This is a genomic window from Nonomuraea turcica (genome assembly GCF_030718205.1).
Taxonomy (GTDB): domain Bacteria; phylum Actinomycetota; class Actinomycetes; order Streptosporangiales; family Streptosporangiaceae; genus Nonomuraea.
Map to the genome: position 1 here is coordinate 90,782 of NZ_JAUZQF010000009.1, position 17,325 is coordinate 108,106.

Consider the following 17,325-nt stretch of genomic DNA (forward strand, 5'->3'; position numbering starts at 1 on the left):
TTGAGGCGGGCCGGTGCCGGTAGCCGACCACATCCTGCGGCACGCCGCGGCACGCCCGGCACGGGTGGCGCTGCGCGGGCCGCTGCGCGAGCTCACCTACGGCGAGCTCGCGCAGCACGTCAACGGCGCCGCCCGGCACCTGCTGCGCCGCGGTGCAGGCCCGGGGTGGCGGGTGGCGATCGGGGTGGCCGATCCGGTCGCGTTGCTGGTGGCCGTGCTGGCCGCGGACCTGGCCGGCGCGACGCCGCTGGTGGGCGACCACGCCTGGGACCGGCGGCGGTGGGCACGGATGACCGGCACGACCACGGTGGACCTCCTGGTCGACGCGCCGCTGCCGGACGAGACAGGCCCCGCCGTCGAGCACGTGGCGGCGCCCGGCGACCTGGCGTGGGCGTGTTTCAGCTCGGGCAGCACGGGCCGCCCGCGTGCCGTCGTCCGCACGCGGGCCTCGTGGACGGCGTCGTTCCCGCACCTCGGCGAACTGGCCGGGATCGGGCCCAACGACGTCGTGCTGGTCCCCGGTCCGCTGTCGTCCTCCCTGTACGCCTTCGCGGCCGTACACGCCCTGGCCACCGGCGCGACCGCCGTCGTGCCCGGCCGCTGGCCCGCGGGATCGCTGCCCGCCTACCTCGACCAGGCCACGGTCGTGCACCTGGTGCCGCACCTGCTGCCTGCCGTGCTCGCCCGGCCAGGCGCGCTGCGTACGGTCGTGGCAGGCGGCGCGGCGCTCGACCCCCGGTGGCGGACGGCGGCGGTGCGGGCCGGGGTGCGGATCGTGTCGTATTACGGGGCCACCGAGCTCTCGTTCGTCGCGGCCGACGCCGACGGGGGTGGGTTGCGTCCCTTTCCTGGCGTCGAGATCGAGGTCAGGACCGCTCCCGGGAGCGCGCTGGGGGAGGTGTGGGCCCGTTCGCCCTGGCTGGCCGAGGGTTACCTGGGCGAGGCGGCGGGTCCCCTGCGGCGCGACGGTGACGGTTGGATGACCGTGGGCGACGTGGCGCACCCGTACCGGGCAGGAGAGGTGTTGCGGCTGCGCGGGCGTGGCGACGGCGCGATCCAGACCGGCGGCGCCACCGTCGTGCCCGAAGACGTCGAGGAGGTGCTGAGGAAAGTGCCCGGCGTGGGGGACATCGTGGTGATCGGCTCGCCCCACCCGTCGCTGGGCTCGATTGTCACGGCCATCCTGGAGGCCGACGGGGACGCGCCGCCGCGGCGGGCGCTGCTGGAGGCGGTGGCCAGGAGCGGGCTGGACGTGGCGCAACGGCCGCGCCGCTGGTACGCGGTGCCGAGCCTGCCGCGCACCCAGGCGGGCAAGCCCGCGCGTGCCCTGGTCGCGGCCCGCATGGCCGCCGGCGACCCCGACCTGCGGCGGCTGACCTGACGTGGCCGGCAGCTCCACCGGCGCACCGGCAGGCGGCGACGAGCCGGTCATCGTGGCCGCTCGGCGCACGCCCATCGGCACGGCCGGGCACGCGTACAAGGACCTGACCGTGGACCGGCTCGCGGCGCCCGTGATCGAGGCCGTGGCCCGCGACGTCGCCGGCCGGCAGGTGGATGACGTGGTGCTGGGCAACTGCATGGGTCCGGGCGGCAACGTGGCCAGGGTGGCGGCGCTGGCGGCCGGGCTGGGGCACGCCGTCCCCGGCATCACCGTGGACCGCCAGTGCGGCAGCGGGCTGGCCGCGATCCTGCTGGCCGGGCAGGCCGTACGCGCCGGAGAGGTGGACCTGGTGATCGCGGGCGGAGCGGAGAGCGGCTCGACCGCGCCGCTGCGTACCCACCGGGGGGCCGCCGAGCCGTACGCCCGCGCGCCGTTCACGCCCGCCGGCCACCCCGACCCCGACATGGGGCCGGCCGCCGAAGCGCTGGCCGCGGCACGTGGGATCACCCGCGAGCGGCAGGACGCCTACGCCTGCCGCAGCCATGCGGCCGCGCTGGCCGCCCGCGAGGCGGGCCGGTTCGCCGAGGAGATCGTCCCGGTCGGCGGGCGGGCCGATGATCAGCGGCCGCGGCCGCTGCGGCCGTCGTCGCTGGCCCGGCTGCCGGCGGCGTTCGTGGCGGGCGGTACAGTGACGGCCGGTAATTCCTCCCCGATCAGTGACGGCGCCGCGGCCGTGGCCATCGTGCCCGAGCGGTCACGCGCGGGCCTGCCGGGGATGCGGCTGGTGGCCGGGTCTGTCGTCGGGTGCGATCCCGAGCTGCCCGGCTGGGGGCCGGTGCCGGCGGTACGCCGGGTGCTGGAGCGTTCGGGGGTGGACGTGGCGCGGGTCGCCGCGGTGGAGATCGTGGAGGCGTTCGCGGCGCAGGTGCTGGCCGTCACCGACGCGCTGGGGCTGGACCCGCTGGGCGCCGACGGCGAGCGGGTCTGCCCCGACGGCGGTGCGCTGGCGCTGGGTCATCCGTGGGGGGCCAGCGGCGCGGTCGTGGTGACCAGGCTGTTCACCCGGCTCGTCCGCGCCGGGGCCCCGCCGGGGACGCTCGGCGTGGCCGCGGCGGCGGTCGGCGGCGGCCTCGGGGTGGCCGCCCTGTTCGAAGTGGTGGTATGAGCGTGATTGACTTCGCCGGCGTGCCTGTGCGCCTCGCCCTGCGGGTGGTGGCGTGAGGTGATCGAGTTCGCCGGCGTGCCTGTGCGCCTCGGGCCCGCGGGTGGTGGCGTGAGGTGATCGAGTTCACTGACGTGCACGTGCGCCTCGGCCTGCGGGACGTGCTGTGCGGCATCACCGCCTCCCTGCCCGAGCGGCGCGTCGGTGTGGTCGGCGCCAACGGCTCGGGCAAGAGCACGCTGGCCCGCCTGATCAACGGCCTGGCGCTGCCGACGTCGGGCAGCGTCACCGTGCTCGGCCTGGACACCCGCCGCCACGCCGCGAAGATCAGGCGCGGGGTGGGTTTCCTGTTCACCGACCCGGACGCGCAGATCGTCATGCCGACGGTGGCCGAGGACGTGGCCTTCTCGCTGCGCCGCAAAGGCCTGCCCCGCGCGGAGATCGAGCGGCGCGTGGCGGACGTCCTGGCCAGGTACGGCCTGGCCGGCCACGCCGACCACCCCGCGCACCACCTGTCCGGCGGGCAGAAGCAACTGCTCGCCCTGTGCTCGGTGATGGTGCTCGAGCCGGAGGTCCTGGTCATGGACGAGCCGACCACGTTGCTGGACCTGCGCCACTCGCGTCAGGTCGCCACCCTGCTGCGGGAGCTGCCCCAGCAGGTCGTGGTGGTCAGCCACGACCTGCCGCTGCTGGCCGATTTCGACCGGGTGCTGGTGCTGGACCAGGGCCGCGTCGTCGCCGACGGCACGCCCGGCGAGGCCATCGCCCACTACCGCAAGATCATGTCGTGAACGGGCTCACCGGCGCGTACGTCCCCGGCGCCTCCCCGCTGCACCGGCTGCCCGCCGGCGCCAAGCTGGCCGGGCTGGCACTCGCGTGCACGGTGCTGGTGCTGCTGCGCACGCCGCCCGCCCTGGCGGGCGCGGCGGCCGTCGTGGCCGGGCTCTATGCGGTGTCGCGGGTGGGGGTGGCGGCGGCCTGGGCGCAGGTACGCCCGGTCCGCTGGTTCGCGGTGGCGCTGTTCGGCATGCAGTGGATCTTCGTGGACCTTTCGGGCGCGGCCACCACGACCCTGCGCGTGGTGCTCGCGGTCGCGCTGGCCGGCCTGGTCACGATCACCACCCGCACGTCGGCCATGATGGCCGCGCTGGAACGGTGCCTGGCGCCGGCCAGGTTCGCCGGGCTGGACCCGTTCCGGCTGTCGTTGCTGCTGTCGCTGACCGTGCGCAGCGTGCCCGTCATGGCCGGGCTGGCCGCCCGCGTGCGGGAGGCCCAGCGGGCCAGGGGCGTCGAGCGCAGCCTGCGGGCCTTCGCGGTGCCGATGGTGGTCAGCGCGTTGCGGCATGCCGACGCGCTCGGCGAGGCGCTCAGCGCCCGAGGTCTGGATGACTGACCTCCTATCCCAGGCTTGACTTATATAAGCAGTCACTGAAAGGCTGATGCCGTGCACGCATTCGACGTTCTCGGCGACCCTGTCCGGCGCCGGATCCTCGAGCTGCTGGCCGACGGCGAGCAGAGCTCTGGTGAGCTCACCGCCGTCATCCAGCGCGAGTTCGGGATCTCCCAGCCGGCCGTCTCGCAGCACCTGCGGGTGCTGCGCGACAACGGGTTCGCCAGCGTGCGGGCCCAGGGCACGCGGCGCCTCTACGCCGTCGAGCCAGGGCCGCTGCAGGAGATCGACGCATGGCTGGAGCTCTTCCGCGGCTTCTGGACGCAGCGCCTGGACGCGCTGACCACGGAGCTGGCTCGCGGCAAGCGCGAACGCCGCATGACAGGCGAGACGAAGGACACCTGATGGACTTGCTTGACGAGATCACCCGGGCGCACCGCGAACTGCTCGACGGCGAGCGCAAGGTCATCACCTTGCGACGGCGTTATGACGCCGACGTCGAGGACGTGTGGGATGCCTGCACCAACGCCGAGCGCCTGAGCCGCTGGTTCCTGCCCGTGACCGGGGACCTGCAGCTGGGCGGGAAATACCAGTTCGAGGGCAACGCGGGCGGCGAGATCCTGCGGTGCGAGCCGCCTCGTCTGCTGAAGGTCAGCTGGCTGTTCGGCGACAACCCCGGCTTCTCCGAGGTGGAGGTGCACCTGTCCGCCGAGGACGACGGCACCCTGTTCGAGCTGCGCCACACCGCCGAGGTTCCGCCCGAGTTCTGGGCGATGGGTGGTCCCGGGTCGGTCGGGGTGGGCTGGGACCTCGGGCTGCTGGGCCTGAGCCTGCACCTGGCGGGCCTGCCGCAGTTCGACGAGAACACCTTCCACCTGACCGACGAGGGCCGGCGCGTCATCATCGAAAGCAGCCAGGCGTGGGGCCGGGCCTACGAGGCCGCGGGCGCCCCGCCAGACCAGGTCGCCGCCGCCGTCGCCAGCACCACCGCCTTCTACGCTCCCGAAGGGGAGTCGTCCTGACGACGCTGGACCGTCCACATCGCCCGCCTGGGGCTCCGAGGTGAGATCGAGCACGCCACGTTCGGGCCTCCCTGAGTACAGTGGTGAGTGAATGCTTACTCACCACTGTACGGAAGGGGAAAGCTCATGAGGCTCGTCGTTTTCGGCGCCACGGGCGGCATCGGGCTGGAGGTGGTCCGCCAAGGTCTCGACCTGGCCCATGAGATCACCGCCGTCGTGCGCTCGGCGTCCCGGCTGCCCGCCGAGCTGCATGCGCGGCTCGACGTCGTCGAGGCCGACGTGATGGACCCCGACGCCATCACGCCGGCGGTCAAGGGCCGCGACGCCGTGATCACCGCGATCGGCCCGCGCGGACGCGACGCGACCACCGTCCACGCCGACAGCGTCGCCTCCATCATCAAGGCCATGCGGCGGGCGGGGGTGCGGCGGCTGCTGACGGTGGGCGCGAGTGGCATGGTGGCCGACGCGGGCGACGGCCCGCTCACCCGGTACGTGCTCAAGCCCCTCATCGTGCAGCGGCTGTTGAGGCAGTCCTTCGCCGACCTGGCCGCGTCCGAGGAGCTGGTGCGGGCCGCCGATCTGGACTGGACCATCGTGCGGCCCTCGCGGCTGACGAACGCCGGCCGTACCAACCGCTATCGCACCGCCAGGGACCTCAGCGTGCGGGGCGGCATGAGCACCACCCGCGCCGACGTGGCCGACTGCATGCTGGAGCTGATCGGCGACCGCACGTCGGTGCGGCACGTCATCTCGGTGGCATCCTAGGGCCGCTCAGGCGCGCGGCGCGTACATGATGACGGCGACGCCGGCCAGGCAGATCAGTGCGCCGATGACGTCCCAGCGGTCGGGGCGGAAGCCGTCGGCGACCATGCCCCAGGCCAGGGAGCCCGCGACGAAGACGCCGCCGTAGGCGGCCAGGACGCGGCCGAAGTTCGGGTCGGGCTGGAAAGTGGCGACGAAGCCGTAGGCCGCCAGGGCCAGGATGCCGGCGCCGATCCACAGCAGGCCGCGCTGCTCACGCCAGCCCTGCCAGACCAGCCAGGCGCCGCCGATCTCGGCGAGGGCGGCCAGGACGAACAGGGCGATCGAGCGCAGCACGGTCATGGGGATGACTTTAAGGGCCGATCACCTCACGGGCTGATCAGACTCAGGCAGGTCGGCCCAGCGACCGCCGGCTTTGGCGCGCTCGACCGCCGCCAGGCCCGGCGGGCGCATCCGGCCCTCGCGCTGCAGGCGCTCGACGCGGGCGATGTTGGGCCGGGACCACGGGCTGCGCGCACGTCGCGGGCTGAAGCGCTGCAGGTAGGTCGCCGCGTCGCGGGAGCGCGCCTGGCCGTCGATCCAGCCGTAGCACAGCGCCTCCTCCAAGGCTTGTCCGTACGTGAGGGTCGTCGGCTCGGTGGTGCCCTTCTTGGCGATCACCAGCCACACCTCGCTCTCGCAGTCGTGGTGGCCGGCCAGCCAGTCCCGCCACGCGGCGGCGTCGGTGAAGAGGTTCATGACCTGTATCCTCCCAAACAAAGCGCTCATCAATTGAGCACTTTGTTTGGGAGGATGGGGGCATGCGTGCCGATCGTCTCGTAGCCGCCCTGCTGCTGCTCCAGGCCCGGGGCCGGGTGACCGCCGCGGAGCTGGCCGAGGAGCTGGAGATCTCCGTCGCCACCGCCCGCCGCGATCTGGAGGCGTTGTCGGCCGCGGGTATCCCCGTGTATCCGCAGCAGGGCCGCGGCGGCGGGTGGCAGCTCATCGGCGGCGCCCGTACCGATCTCAGCGGTTTGACCGCGGCCGAGGCCCGGGCGTTGTTCCTGCTGCTGGGCCCGGCGACGACCGCCGCGGCCCCGCTGACGTCGGCGCTGCGCAAGCTGATGCGGGCCCTGCCCGCGACGTTCCGCGCCGACGCCGAGGCCGCGGCCCGGGCTGTGGTGTCGGACTCGGCACGGTGGGGCGAGGTCGGCAGGCAGCTGCCCGCTCTGGTCGAGGACCTGCAGGGCGCCGTCGTGGGCAGGCGGAAGGTCCGGCTGGCCTACACCAGCAGGGGCGGCGGCTCGACGGAGCGGCTGGTGGATCCGCTGGGGCTGGTCGACAAGGACGGTGTGTGGTATCTGCTGGCCGGCACCGAGAGCGGGCGGCGCACGTTCCGCGTCGACCGGGTCGCCGGCGCCGAGGTGACGGACCTGCCGGCCGAGCGGCCTGATGACTTCGACCTGTCGGCGGAGTGGGAGCGGGTCGTCGACGAGGTCGAGCGGCGGCGTTCGCTGGTCTCGGCGGTGGTGCTGGTTCACGACCGGCACGTGCGGGTGCTGCGCGATCAGTTCGGCCGCCATTGCGAGGTGCTCGGTCAGGAGGCCGGCGGCCGGACTCGCGTGCGGGTGGCCGCGCCGATGGCGTTGTCGATCGCCGAGCATCTGGCCGGGTGGGGCGCCCAGGTCGAAGTGGTGGAGCCGGAGCAGGTCCGCGCCGAGCTGGCCAGGATCGGCGCGGAGCTGGTCGCGCGTTACGCCTCCTGAGCGTGGTGGGTGAGCGCCGAGGGGTCGCGTTCGGGCGGGCCGGCGGGCCACCAGTGGCCGTCTCGTTCGACGAAGGGGTACCAGCGTCCGTCGCGGCCGTAGCGCAGTTGCAGGGAGCCGAGGGTCCAGCGGTTGCGCCACGCCTCGATCGCGGGCGGCCGCTCGCCTTCCCAGCCGGCCTCCAGCAGCGTCCGCGCCCTGGCCAGCTCCCGGCGGGGCGGCGTCCAGGCCGATTCCAGCACCTCCAGGCCGTCGGCGCCGCCCTGGCGCCAGGCCGCCACGGCGGTTTCGAGGCCGAGGTCGAGGTCGTGGTCGGCGGCCAGGCGTACCCGGTCCTGGTATTCGGTCAGCTCCGGGAGGCGGCCACGGACCAGCAGCTCGCGGGCGCGGGAGGCGGCGGAGGTGGCCAGCATCCGCAGCGCGGCTACATCCACGCCGGCCCCCGGCTCCAGGGCGGGCGGCGAGAAGGGGACGTCGCAGGGGGGCGGCTCGGGCAGCGGCGGCACGCCTGCCGCGAACGCCTGCGCCGCCGCCACCCCGCGCGCGGCCTCGGCGGTGTCGGGGGCGTCGCGCCGCTGGAGCGCCTCGATCAGCTGCCGTTCGCCGCGTCCCCGCATCAGTAGCAGCACGAACGGGTCGGCGTCCAGCAGCCAGGAGGCCTGGTAGCACAGCGCGGCCGCGTGCTGGCACGGGTGGCCCCAGTCGGGGCAGGAGCACTCCGGCTCCAGGTCGCCGACGGCGGGCAGCAGCGGCACGGCGGCGTCCTCGGCGGCCTCGACCAGCTCGTGCGGCATGTCGCGGTCGAGCAGCGCGGCGATGTGCCCGCTCTTGGCGGCGACCTGGTCCCAGAAGCGCTCCCACTCGTCGTCGGTGAGCTGCTCGACGCGTACGACGGTGTCGTACTCGCTGTCGGCCACGGCGGCGATGCGCCCGGGGCTGACGGTGATGGGGCCGAGCAGACCGGTCTTGGCGTACGCGCGGCCCTTGCGCAGCAGGCCCTGGTCGAGCGAGGTGTCCTCCAAGGCTTTGATCCAGGCGCGGCCCCACCAGGTGGTGGCGAAGCGGGCCCCGGCGCGCTGCGGCGGGAAGGCGGCGAATCCGCGTACGGCGTTCATCTCAGCTCCACGAGTGCGGCCAGTTCGGCGTCGGTCAGCTCGGTGAAGGCGCCCTCGCCCGAGGCGAGCACGGCCTCGGCGAGCGAGCGTTTAGCGGCCAGCATCTGGGCGACGCGGTCCTCGATCGTGCCCTCGGCGATGAGCCGGTGCACCTGGACGGGGCGCGTCTGGCCGATGCGGTAGGCGCGGTCGGTGGCCTGGTCCTCCACGGCGGGGTTCCACCAGCGGTCGTAGTGGATCACGTGGTCGGCGCGGGTGAGGTTCAGCCCGGTGCCGGCGGCCTTGAGCGACAGCAGGAACACCGGCGCCTGGCCGTCCTGGAAGCGGCGGACCATCTCCTCGCGGCGGGCGACGGGGGTGCCGCCGTGCAGCAGCTGGGTGGGCACACCGCGGTCGGTCAGGTGGGTGTCGAGGAGGCGGGCCATGGCGACGTACTGGGTGAAGATGAGCACGGCGCCGTCCTCGGCGACGATGGTGTCGACGAGCTCGTCGAGCAGCTCCAGCTTGCCGGAGCGGCCGGCCAGCCTGGGGGTGCTTTCGTGCAGGTAATGGGCGGGGTGGTTGCAGATTTGCTTGAGCCCGGTCAGCAGCTTGACGATCAGGCCGCGCCGGGCCATGCCCTTCGCGTTCGCGATCTGCGCCATGATCTCCCGCACGACGGCCTCGTACAGGCCGGCCTGCTCGGGGGTGAGCGCGACCGGCCGGTCGGTCTCGGTCTTGGGCGGCAGCTCGGGCGCGATGCCGGGGTCGCTCTTGCGGCGGCGCAGCAGGAACGGCCCCACCAGCCGCGACAGGCGGGCGGCCGCCTCGCTGTCGCCAGACTCGACGGGTTTGGCCCATCGCGCCCGGAACCGGGCCAGGGGGCCGAGCAGTCCCGGTGTGGTCCAGTCGAGGATGGCCCACAGGTCCGTCAGGTTGTTCTCGACGGGGGTGCCGGTCAGCGCGACGCGGGCGGCGGCGGGGATCTCCCGCAGCGCCTTGGCGGTGCCGGAGGCCGGGTTCTTGACGTGCTGCGCCTCGTCGGCGACGAGCAGGCCCCACGGGTGCGCGCCCAGCCGGGCCGCGTCGAGCCGCATCGTGCCGTACGTGGTCAGGACGAATCCCTCGTCGGCCAGCGTGCGGCCGGCGCCGTGGAAGCGGCGTACCGGTACGCCGGGCGCGAACCTGGCGATCTCCCGTTCCCAGTTGCCCAGCAGCGACGCCGGGCATACCACCAGCGTCGGTCCGCTGTTCCTGTGCAGGTGGAGGGCGATCAGGGTGATGGTCTTGCCCAGGCCCATGTCGTCGGCCAGGCAGCCGCCGAGCCCGAGCGAGGTCATCCTGGCCAGCCAGCGCAGCCCGTGCAGCTGGTAGTCCCGCAGTGTGGCGGCCAGCCCGTCCGGCGGGCCGGTCTCCTCCGGTTCAGCCAGCCGGTCGCGCAGCTCGCGCAGCCAGGCGGTGGGCTCGACGGGCACCTGCTCGCCCTCGACCTCGACCGACCCGGTCAGCGCGGCGCCGAGCGCCTCCAGCCCGGTCAGCGGCTTGAGGTCGCGCTGGCGGGCCTTGCGGGCCAGGTCGGGGTCGATCAGCACCCACTGGTCGCGCAGCCGCACGACGGGCCGGTGCGCCTCGGCCAGCCGGTCCATCTCGGCCGCGGTCAGCCGCTGCCCGCCCAGGGCGAGCTGCCAGTTGAAGCTGGTCAGGTGGGGGCCGCTGAGGAAGGACGGCAGGTCGGAGGGCGCGGCGTCCCGCTCGCCGAGGACGGCGGTGGCGGTCAGGCCGCGCACCAGCGACCTGGGCCAGTGGACCTCCACACCGGCCGCCGCCAGCCGCTGCGCGGCCCCGGCCAGCAGGTCCTCAACGTCTCCGTCGGACAGGGCGAGCTCGTCCGGCACCGCGCTGTCGAGCAGCTGTCCCAGCCGTGGCCAGGCGCGGGCGGCCCGCCGGATGGCGAGCGTGGCGTCGATCCTGGCCCGTGCCCCGAACCCGGGGTCCCTGCCCTGCCACAGCTCGGCCGCGTCGACCACCAGCGACGGATCGGCCAGGCTGTGCAGCTGGACCACCGCGCGGAACTCGGCCGCCGCCATGTCGTCGTTGGTCTCCAGCCGCAGCGACAGGCGCACTCCGGCGTCGAGCCCGGCCGACACCTCCTCGGCCCAGCGGCGCAGGTGAGGCACTTTGACGGGTTTGACGGCGGCGTAGGCGGTGGTGCCGGTGGCGCGTACGGCGCCGGGCGAGCGGGGTATGGCGTCGGCGACGGCATCGAGGAAGGCCCGCAGGAGGTTTTCCGCATCGGGCAACCAGAGCTCCATGGCATCCGGTGCTGCGGCGTCCGGTGCTGCGGCGTCCGGTGCTGCGGCGTCGGACGGTGCGGGCAGGGGGATGGCGCGGGCGGTGGCGGGCATGGCGGCGGCCAGGTCGCGGATGCGCTGCACGTCGGCCGCGTCCAAGGGGCCGGCGCGCCAGGAGTCGTGGTCGCCGGCCGTCACGCCGGGCAGGATGCGGCCGCGGGTGACGAGCTGGAGGGCGACCAGCGCGGCCGCACCCCAGAAGCGGGCGGCAGGATGGGCCTGCTCGTCCGTGCGCGCCCGGGCCAGTGCCGCCACCGCGGCCGCGACGGGCACGCGGGTGGCGGCGACCCGGCGGGCGCGTACGCTGCCGTCGTGCTGCTCGGCCACGGTCACGGCCTCGGCCCCTGCGGGGTCGAGGAAGCTCACGTGGCCGGACCTGGGCGGGTCGCCGGGTTCGAAAACTGCTGCGTGACGGTACAGATCCAGCATGACCGTACAGTGTACGGTACGAGAGAGGTGTGGTTTACCACAGTGCTGATCGGGCGCTCGCCTCATTCCGGGCATATCTGATCTTCCATAGCCTTGAGCCCATGACTGATTGGCTCGTTGGACTGATGGAGACTCTCGGGGCCCCGGGGGCGGGCCTCGCGATCGCGTTAGAGAACCTGTTCCCGCCCCTGCCGAGCGAGGTGATCCTGCCGTTGTCGGGCTTCACCGCCAGCAGGGGCGAGATGGGCCTGCTGGATGTGCTGGTGTGGACGACGCTGGGCTCGGTGGTCGGCGCGCTGGCGCTGTACTGGGTGGGCGCGCTGCTGGGCCGCGAGCGCGTGCTGGCCATCGCCGCCCGGTTGCCGCTGGTGAAGGTGTCCGACATCGAGAAGACCGAGGCATGGTTCGCCCGGCACGGTCGCAAGACGGTGTTCTTCGGCAGGATGATCCCCATCTTCCGCAGCCTCATCTCGGTCCCGGCGGGGGTGGAGCGGATGCCGCTGCCCACGTTCACGCTGCTGACGACGGCCGGCAGCCTGATCTGGAACACCATCTTCGTGCTGGCCGGCTATGTCCTGGGTGAGAACTGGTCGCTGGTCGAGGCCTACGTCGGGGTCGGCACCAACATCGTGATCGCCATGGTGGTGGCGGCGGTGCTGGTGTTCGTGGGCGTGCGGCTGGCCGAGCGCCGTAAGGGCCGGCATGCGTCTCGTCGTTGAGGGCCTGCGGCAGTTGGGCGCGGTGACGCTGGGCGCCGTCACCGCGCTGGGCGGCCTGGCGTTCGCGCTGCCGGCGCTGCCGTTCGCGGGCCATCCCCACGCCGGTGCGGCGGCGCGGCGGCTGGCCCGGCTGGAGGCGCGCCGCCTGCGCGTGGACGCCGCCGCCCTCGACGCGCTCAGCGGGAACGACGGGCGGCCGCTGCGTTATCTGGCCGCGCGGGCGCCCGTAGGCCTGCTGGGCGGGATGGTGATCATCTTGCTGGTCTTCGGCGCGTGGCAGGGCGGCCAGCTGGCCTGGGCGTGGCTGTGGGGTGAGGAGTTCGACGGGATGGCGCGTTCGCTGCCCCTCGCCCTCTACACCGGCACCTTCGGGAGCGTGCTGCTGTTCGTCGCCCTGTCGGGCGTGGCGGGGGTGCATGTTCTGGAGCGGCGGCTGGCGATGCGGATGCTGGGCCCGGACCGTACCGAGGTGCTGGAGCGCAGGATCGCGGAGCTGGCCGAGAGCCGGGCGGGCATCGTGGCGGCGGTGGACTCCGAGCGGCGGCGCATCGAGCGGGACCTGCACGACGGGCTGCAGCAGCGTCTGGTGGCGCTGTCGATGCTCGTCGGGCGCGCTCGCCGGGGGCGGCCGGAGCTGCTGGATCAGGCGCACCAGGAGGCGCAGCAGGCGCTGGCCGAGCTGCGCGAGGTGGCCTGGCGGGTCTATCCGAGCGGGCTGGACTCGCTCGGGCTGGGGGAGGCGCTGGCGGGGGTGGCCGAACGCTCGAGCGTGCCGGTCACGGTAGCGTGCGACCTGCGCCGGCGGCCGCCGATGGCGGTGGAGACGGCGGCGTACTTTGTGGTGTGCGAGGCCGTGACGAACGCCGCCAAGCACGCCGGCGCCGGGCTCATCAGGGTCGAGGTGCGCGAGGAGGATGCGGCGGTGGTCGTACGGGTGCGTGACGACGGGGCGGGCGGCGCGAGCCCCGCGGGCGGCGGGCTGTCCGGGCTGGCCCGGCGGGTGGCCGCGCTGGACGGCTCCTTCGAGGTGGACAGCCCGGCGGGCGGGCCGACGACGATCACGGCGGTGCTGCCGTGCGGGTGATCCTGGCCGAGGACTCCACGTTGCTGCGCGAGGGTCTGGTGCGGCTGCTGCTGGAGGAGGGTCACGAGGTGCCGGCCGCGGTGAGCGACGCCGAGGCCCTGGTGGCGGCGGTGGCGGCGGACGAGCCGGACGTCGTGGTGGTGGACGTGCGCATGCCGCCGACCCACACCGACGAGGGCCTGCGGGCGGCGCTGGAGATCAGGCGCCGCTGGCCTGCGGTCAAGGTGCTGGTGTTGTCCCAGTACGTGGAGAAGCGCTACGCCACCGAGCTGATGAGCGCCGACGTCGAGGGCGTGGGCTACCTGCTGAAGGACCGGGTGGCGCAGGTGGGCGACTTCCTGGACGCGCTGGAGCGGGTGGGCGCAGGGGGAGCGGCGTTCGACCCGGAGGTGGTGCGGCAGCTGCTGGCCCGTACCACGCAGGTGGATCCGCTGGCGCGGCTGACCGCCCGTGAGCGTGAAGTGCTGGAGCGGATGGCGCAGGGGCTGACCAACGCCTCGATCGCCCAGGCGCTGCACGTGTCGCAGAGCGCCGTGGAGAAGCACGTCAACTCGCTGTTCGACAAGCTGGGCCTGTCGCACACCAACGGATACAGCCGGCGGGTGCTGGCCGTGCTGCACTTCCTGGAGTCCTGACGGTCCAGCGACGCCAAGGCCGCACGGGCGCCACTTGGCCGTCCGTCCGGCATCGTGGACCGGCCGGCGCGCTCGGCGACGGCGCAGGTCATGCCGAGGCCCGCTAGCTTTCGGCCGGTGTGCCCTCGTTGACCGGTTCGAGGACGAAGACCGGGATCTGGCGGTCGGTCTTGCGCTGGTAGTCGGCATAGTCCGGGTATGCGGCCACCGCCCGGCGCCACCACAGGGCCTTCTCATCCTCGAACACCTCGCGCGCCCGGTACTCCCGGGTCACCACGCCGTCCTGAAGCTCGACGACCGGCTCGGCGACCAGGCTGGCGTACCACTGCGGGTTGGCCGGCGCGCCACCCTTGGACGCGACAGCCGCGTAGCGCCCCTCGTGCTCGACACGCATCACCAACGTCTTGCGGACCTTGCCGGTCTTGGCGCCCCGGTAGGTCATCAGCACGGTGGGCAGGTCACGGATCGTGACGCCGTCGGTGGTGCCGGTGCGCATGATCTGCTCGACGTGCTCGCGGACCCATCCCCACGCGCTCGGCTCGTAATCACCAGTCAATGACATGCCCTGATCAACGTGCCCGGCTCGTCGCTGATTCCGCGACCTGACCGTGCCGGCGGCCGTCCGGGTGGCGGGAGCGCCGGGTATCCACGTTGTCGGTCAAGGTCTGGAGGATGCCGGGTAGTTCCGCCACCGGTTCGGCACGCCGGTCGCATAGATCAAGCCGTTCACCGACCAGGCCTGCGGGTGTGGCAGGAAGGGAAACTAGCCGGCAAGCTGGTGGCGGCCTTCACCTCGGCGTTCAACCGGCACGGCGGCAGCGAGGCCACGATCTTGTCGCTGGGCAACGTCTTCTACCGAGGTGAAGGCCCGCGCGGGAAGGCCCCAAGGGCGTGAGCGTGCCCTATCCCGAGCTTTGGAACCGGTCGTGACCCCGTCTGGTCTTGTCTCATTTCTGGGGCCGGTCCTGGGACTGGATGTACGTGTGGACGGTGGCCAGGCTGGAGTCGCCGGTCGAGCCCGCGTAGTAGGAGCGGGACCAAAAATGCCCGCCCCACAGGTGTGTGCGGACATGAGCGCTGTATTCCTGGCGGAGGTAGCGGGCCGAGACGCCTTTGAGGGAGTTGACGAGGGAGGACAGGGCGACCTTGGGCGGGTAGCGGACGATCAGATGGACGTGGTCGTGTGCGCCGTTGAAGTCGGTCAGCTCGCAGTCGAACTTCTCGCACACCTCTTTCATGATCTGTTCGCAGCGTTCCAGCATGGGGCCGGTGAGTGCGTCTCGCCGATATGTCGTGATAAACACCAAATGCGCACTCAGATCGTGGACGCAGTGACGTCCTGTTCTGATGTCGGGGTTCGGTTCCCATCGCGGTGACATACACCAAACGATAGAATGAGGCGCGTGGAGCGGGAGAAACGCAACCGCGCTCAGGTCGCCCGCCTGGAGCTGGACCAGCGGCAGAGCGCCGTGGTGGACGGCCAGGCGCACAACGCGCGCACGCTGTGGAACCTGCTGCACGAGTTCTTCACCTTCCGGCAGGGCCGGTTCGCCTCCCTGGCCCAATGCGACGAAGCCATCCGGGCCGCCCGCAAAGAGATCGACTGGCTCAACGACCTGCCCGCCCAAGCGGCGCAGGCCGTGCTGAAGACCTACCGGCAGGCGTGGGCGAACTACTTCAACCCCGACCACCCCGCCGGACGCCCCACGTTCAAAAGCCGATTGCGCTCCCGGATGGCGGTGGACGTCCCCCAGGCGCGGGACCTGAACATCACCCGGATCAACCGCCGGTGGGGCGCGGTCACCATCCCCAAACTCGGCCAGGTCCGCTTCCGATGGACCAAAGACCTGCCGGGGGTCACGAAGGGCGGCCCGGACGGGAAGATCACCGGGGCGCGGTTGGTGAAGGAGGCCACCGGGTGGCACATCGTGTTCCGTATCCAGACCGAACAGCCGGTGCCCGCCCCGCATCCGGGGCCGCGCACCGCGATCGACCGGGGCATCGCCGTGCCGTTGGCGCTGTCCACCGGGGAGAAGATCTTCCACCGTGACCAGTGGCTGACCGGCGGGGAGCAGGAGCGCCTGCTTCGTCTGGAGCGCAAGGCCGCCCGCCAGAAACGAGCGGCGAAACCCGGGCAGCCTGTCAGTAACCGGCTGAAGCATACCTACGACCAGATCGCCCGCCTGCGCGCGACAGCCAAGCGCCGGGCCATCGACTGGCAGCACCAGACCACCGCCGAGCTCACCGACCGGTTCTCCGTCATCGTGCTCGAAGACCTCAAGGTCACGAACATGATGGCGAGCGCCGCCGGCACCCTCCAAGCGCCGGGCAGAAACGTCGCCCAAAAACGCGGCCTGAACCGCGCCATCGCCGGGCAGGCATGGGGACGCACCGCCGAGTTCCTCACCTACAAGGCCACCGGCAAAGGCGGAACGCTCGTCTACATCCCAGCACCGGGCACCAGCCAGGAATGCCACGCCTGCCACACGATCGTCGAGGGGTCGAGGGAGACGCAGTCCCGGTTCGTGTGCAAGAACACCGCATGCGGGTGGATCGGCAACGCCGACGTCAACGCCGCCCGCACCCAGTTGTACCGGTACAACTCAGCCGCCGGACGGGCGGTCACCGGACGTGGAGGCCCTGCGGTATTGGGGCCGGTGAAGCGTCAAGCACCTCATGGCGGGACTGCCCGCACCACCCCGCACGGGGTGGCCGCGTAGCGGCCATGAGAATCCTCCCCAATCAAGGGAGGAGCACGTCAAGGGGTCATGCAAAGCGCCGATCATGGCTGGACGTCCGTGCTGGTCGTCGGGCCGGCCGTGGCAGGCCTGCTCCTGCTCGTCGTCTTCACCGTGGTGGAGGCGCGTTTCGCCAACCAGCCGATGATGCCCCTACGGCTGTTCAGGATCCGGGGGGTGGCCGTCGGCAATCTCATGCTGCTGCTGTTCGGCGGGATCACGATCGCGATGTGGTACTTCACGTCGCTCTTCCTGCAGAACGTGCTCGGCTACAGTGCGCTTGGAGCCGGGCTGGGGCAGACACCCGCAGCGGTGATGTTCGTGGTGATCGCGCGATGGGCCGCCGCCCTGCTGCCGCGAACCGGGGTGCGCCCTCTGGTGCTGGCCGGCTCCGTCTGTTTCCTGGCCGGTTTCGGCTGGCTCGCCCAGGCCCACGCCGGCAGCGGCTACGTCACCAGCGTGCTCGGCCCAACGCTGCTCATCGCGGTCGGCATCGGGCTGACCTTCCCCACCCTCATGGCCGCGGCGACCGCCGACGTTCCCGAGCGGGACGCGGGAATCATCGGCGGTCTGGCCAACACCGCCAGTCAGATAGGCGGGTCGGTGGGCCTGGCGGTGCTCGCGACGGTCGCCGATGCCAGAGCCGCGACGGAGGCCGGCGGGAGTTCCCCGGCCGCCGCCCTCGCCGCGGGCTACGACCTGGTCTTCCTCGTGGCGGCCGGGCTCGGCTTGGCCATCGCGGTGGTCGGCTTGCTGCTGCCGCGGCACCGGCGCGGCTGACCGCCCCGCCACCGCCTCCGTACGTGGCGAGGG

20 protein-coding genes are annotated in these 17,325 nt (G+C 72.8%); 14 read left to right on the forward strand and 6 right to left on the reverse strand.

All coding sequences use genetic code 11. The features are described from left to right. Positions 1-13: 13 nt before the first annotated feature. From Q9G87_RS23615 to Q9G87_RS23645, 7 genes are all read left to right on the forward strand, one after another. Positions 14-1,381, forward strand: coding sequence for a class I adenylate-forming enzyme family protein (locus Q9G87_RS23615; RefSeq protein WP_305918618.1), 1,368 nt, complete (start codon positions 14-16; stop codon positions 1,379-1,381). A gap of 1 nt (position 1,382) precedes the next feature. After that, complete coding sequence (locus Q9G87_RS23620) at positions 1,383-2,546, forward strand: thiolase family protein (RefSeq protein WP_305918619.1); 1,164 nt, start codon at positions 1,383-1,385, stop codon at positions 2,544-2,546. A gap of 113 nt (positions 2,547-2,659) precedes the next feature. Next, positions 2,660-3,334, forward strand: a complete 675-nt coding sequence (locus Q9G87_RS23625; protein ID WP_305918620.1) for an energy-coupling factor ABC transporter ATP-binding protein — start codon at positions 2,660-2,662, stop codon at positions 3,332-3,334. Beyond that, positions 3,331-3,936, forward strand: coding sequence for an energy-coupling factor transporter transmembrane component T family protein (locus tag Q9G87_RS23630; protein WP_305918621.1), 606 nt, complete (start codon positions 3,331-3,333; stop codon positions 3,934-3,936). The genes Q9G87_RS23625 and Q9G87_RS23630 overlap by 4 nt, the downstream gene beginning before the upstream one ends. Before the next feature lie 51 nt (positions 3,937-3,987). Continuing rightward, complete coding sequence (locus tag Q9G87_RS23635) at positions 3,988-4,338, forward strand: ArsR/SmtB family transcription factor (protein WP_305918622.1); 351 nt, start codon at positions 3,988-3,990, stop codon at positions 4,336-4,338. Then, positions 4,338-4,955: an SRPBCC family protein gene (locus Q9G87_RS23640; protein ID WP_305918623.1), complete on the forward strand. Its 618-nt coding sequence runs from the start codon at positions 4,338-4,340 to the stop codon at positions 4,953-4,955. The genes Q9G87_RS23635 and Q9G87_RS23640 overlap by 1 nt, the downstream gene beginning before the upstream one ends. Positions 4,956-5,081: 126 nt before the next feature. After that, a complete protein-coding gene (locus Q9G87_RS23645) occupies positions 5,082-5,720 on the forward strand; it encodes an NAD(P)-dependent oxidoreductase (RefSeq protein WP_305918624.1) in 639 nt (212 codons plus the stop codon). 6 nt (positions 5,721-5,726) lie between these two features. Here Q9G87_RS23645 and Q9G87_RS23650 read toward each other — a convergent pair whose 3' ends face one another. Next, positions 5,727-6,059: a YnfA family protein gene (locus tag Q9G87_RS23650; protein ID WP_305918625.1), complete on the reverse strand. Its 333-nt coding sequence runs from the start codon at positions 6,057-6,059 to the stop codon at positions 5,727-5,729. Positions 6,060-6,080: 21 nt separating this feature from the next. After that, on the reverse strand, positions 6,081-6,455 hold the full coding sequence (locus tag Q9G87_RS23655) for a YdeI/OmpD-associated family protein (RefSeq protein ID WP_305918626.1): 375 nt from the start codon (positions 6,453-6,455) through the stop codon (positions 6,081-6,083). 62 nt (positions 6,456-6,517) lie between these two features. Between Q9G87_RS23655 and Q9G87_RS23660 the strand changes: the two genes are divergently transcribed. Beyond that, positions 6,518-7,462: a helix-turn-helix transcriptional regulator gene (locus Q9G87_RS23660; RefSeq protein WP_305918627.1), complete on the forward strand. Its 945-nt coding sequence runs from the start codon at positions 6,518-6,520 to the stop codon at positions 7,460-7,462. Here the strand turns inward: Q9G87_RS23660 and Q9G87_RS23665 are convergent. Next, on the reverse strand, positions 7,450-8,577 hold the full coding sequence (locus Q9G87_RS23665) for an SWIM zinc finger family protein (protein WP_305918628.1): 1,128 nt from the start codon (positions 8,575-8,577) through the stop codon (positions 7,450-7,452). The genes Q9G87_RS23660 and Q9G87_RS23665 overlap by 13 nt on opposite strands. After that, on the reverse strand, positions 8,574-11,336 hold the full coding sequence (locus tag Q9G87_RS23670) for a DEAD/DEAH box helicase (protein WP_305918629.1): 2,763 nt from the start codon (positions 11,334-11,336) through the stop codon (positions 8,574-8,576). Before Q9G87_RS23670 ends, Q9G87_RS23665 begins: the two co-directional genes overlap by 4 nt. Before the next feature lie 101 nt (positions 11,337-11,437). Here Q9G87_RS23670 and Q9G87_RS23675 point away from each other — a divergent pair, with 101 nt between their 5' ends. Genes Q9G87_RS23675 through Q9G87_RS23685 form a run of 3 tightly spaced genes read left to right on the forward strand, consistent with a single transcriptional unit; the run spans position 11,438 to position 13,774 of the window. Next, the gene (locus tag Q9G87_RS23675) at positions 11,438-12,055 is read left to right on the forward strand and encodes a DedA family protein (RefSeq protein ID WP_305918630.1); all 618 of its coding nucleotides are present in this window, start codon (positions 11,438-11,440) and stop codon (positions 12,053-12,055) included. Continuing rightward, positions 12,039-13,139 (forward strand): sensor histidine kinase, encoded by a 1,101-nt coding sequence (locus Q9G87_RS23680; RefSeq protein ID WP_305918631.1) that lies wholly within the window; start codon positions 12,039-12,041, stop codon positions 13,137-13,139. Before Q9G87_RS23675 ends, Q9G87_RS23680 begins: the two co-directional genes overlap by 17 nt. Further along, positions 13,130-13,774: a response regulator transcription factor gene (locus Q9G87_RS23685; protein ID WP_305918632.1), complete on the forward strand. Its 645-nt coding sequence runs from the start codon at positions 13,130-13,132 to the stop codon at positions 13,772-13,774. The genes Q9G87_RS23680 and Q9G87_RS23685 overlap by 10 nt, the downstream gene beginning before the upstream one ends. A 103-nt stretch (positions 13,775-13,877) precedes the next feature. On the opposite strand, the gene Q9G87_RS23690 is transcribed toward Q9G87_RS23685, so the two are convergent. Beyond that, complete coding sequence (locus Q9G87_RS23690; protein WP_305918633.1) at positions 13,878-14,336, reverse strand: nitroreductase family deazaflavin-dependent oxidoreductase; 459 nt, start codon at positions 14,334-14,336, stop codon at positions 13,878-13,880. A gap of 183 nt (positions 14,337-14,519) precedes the next feature. Here Q9G87_RS23690 and Q9G87_RS23695 point away from each other — a divergent pair, with 183 nt between their 5' ends. Further along, positions 14,520-14,669 carry a hypothetical protein gene (locus Q9G87_RS23695; RefSeq protein ID WP_305918634.1) on the forward strand — a complete coding sequence of 50 codons (150 nt, stop codon included), beginning with the start codon at positions 14,520-14,522 and terminating at the stop codon, positions 14,667-14,669. 52 nt (positions 14,670-14,721) lie between these two features. On the opposite strand, the gene tnpA is transcribed toward Q9G87_RS23695, so the two are convergent. Next, a complete protein-coding gene (gene tnpA / locus Q9G87_RS23700; protein ID WP_305918635.1) occupies positions 14,722-15,153 on the reverse strand; it encodes an IS200/IS605 family transposase in 432 nt (143 codons plus the stop codon). 24 nt (positions 15,154-15,177) lie between these two features. Here tnpA and Q9G87_RS23705 point away from each other — a divergent pair, with 24 nt between their 5' ends. Together Q9G87_RS23705 and Q9G87_RS23710 are read left to right on the forward strand one after the other, a co-directional pair. Beyond that, a complete protein-coding gene (locus Q9G87_RS23705; protein ID WP_305918636.1) occupies positions 15,178-16,494 on the forward strand; it encodes an RNA-guided endonuclease InsQ/TnpB family protein in 1,317 nt (438 codons plus the stop codon). 48 nt (positions 16,495-16,542) lie between these two features. After that, a complete protein-coding gene (locus tag Q9G87_RS23710; protein ID WP_305918637.1) occupies positions 16,543-17,292 on the forward strand; it encodes an MFS transporter in 750 nt (249 codons plus the stop codon). The last annotated feature ends 33 nt before the right edge of the window (positions 17,293-17,325 follow it).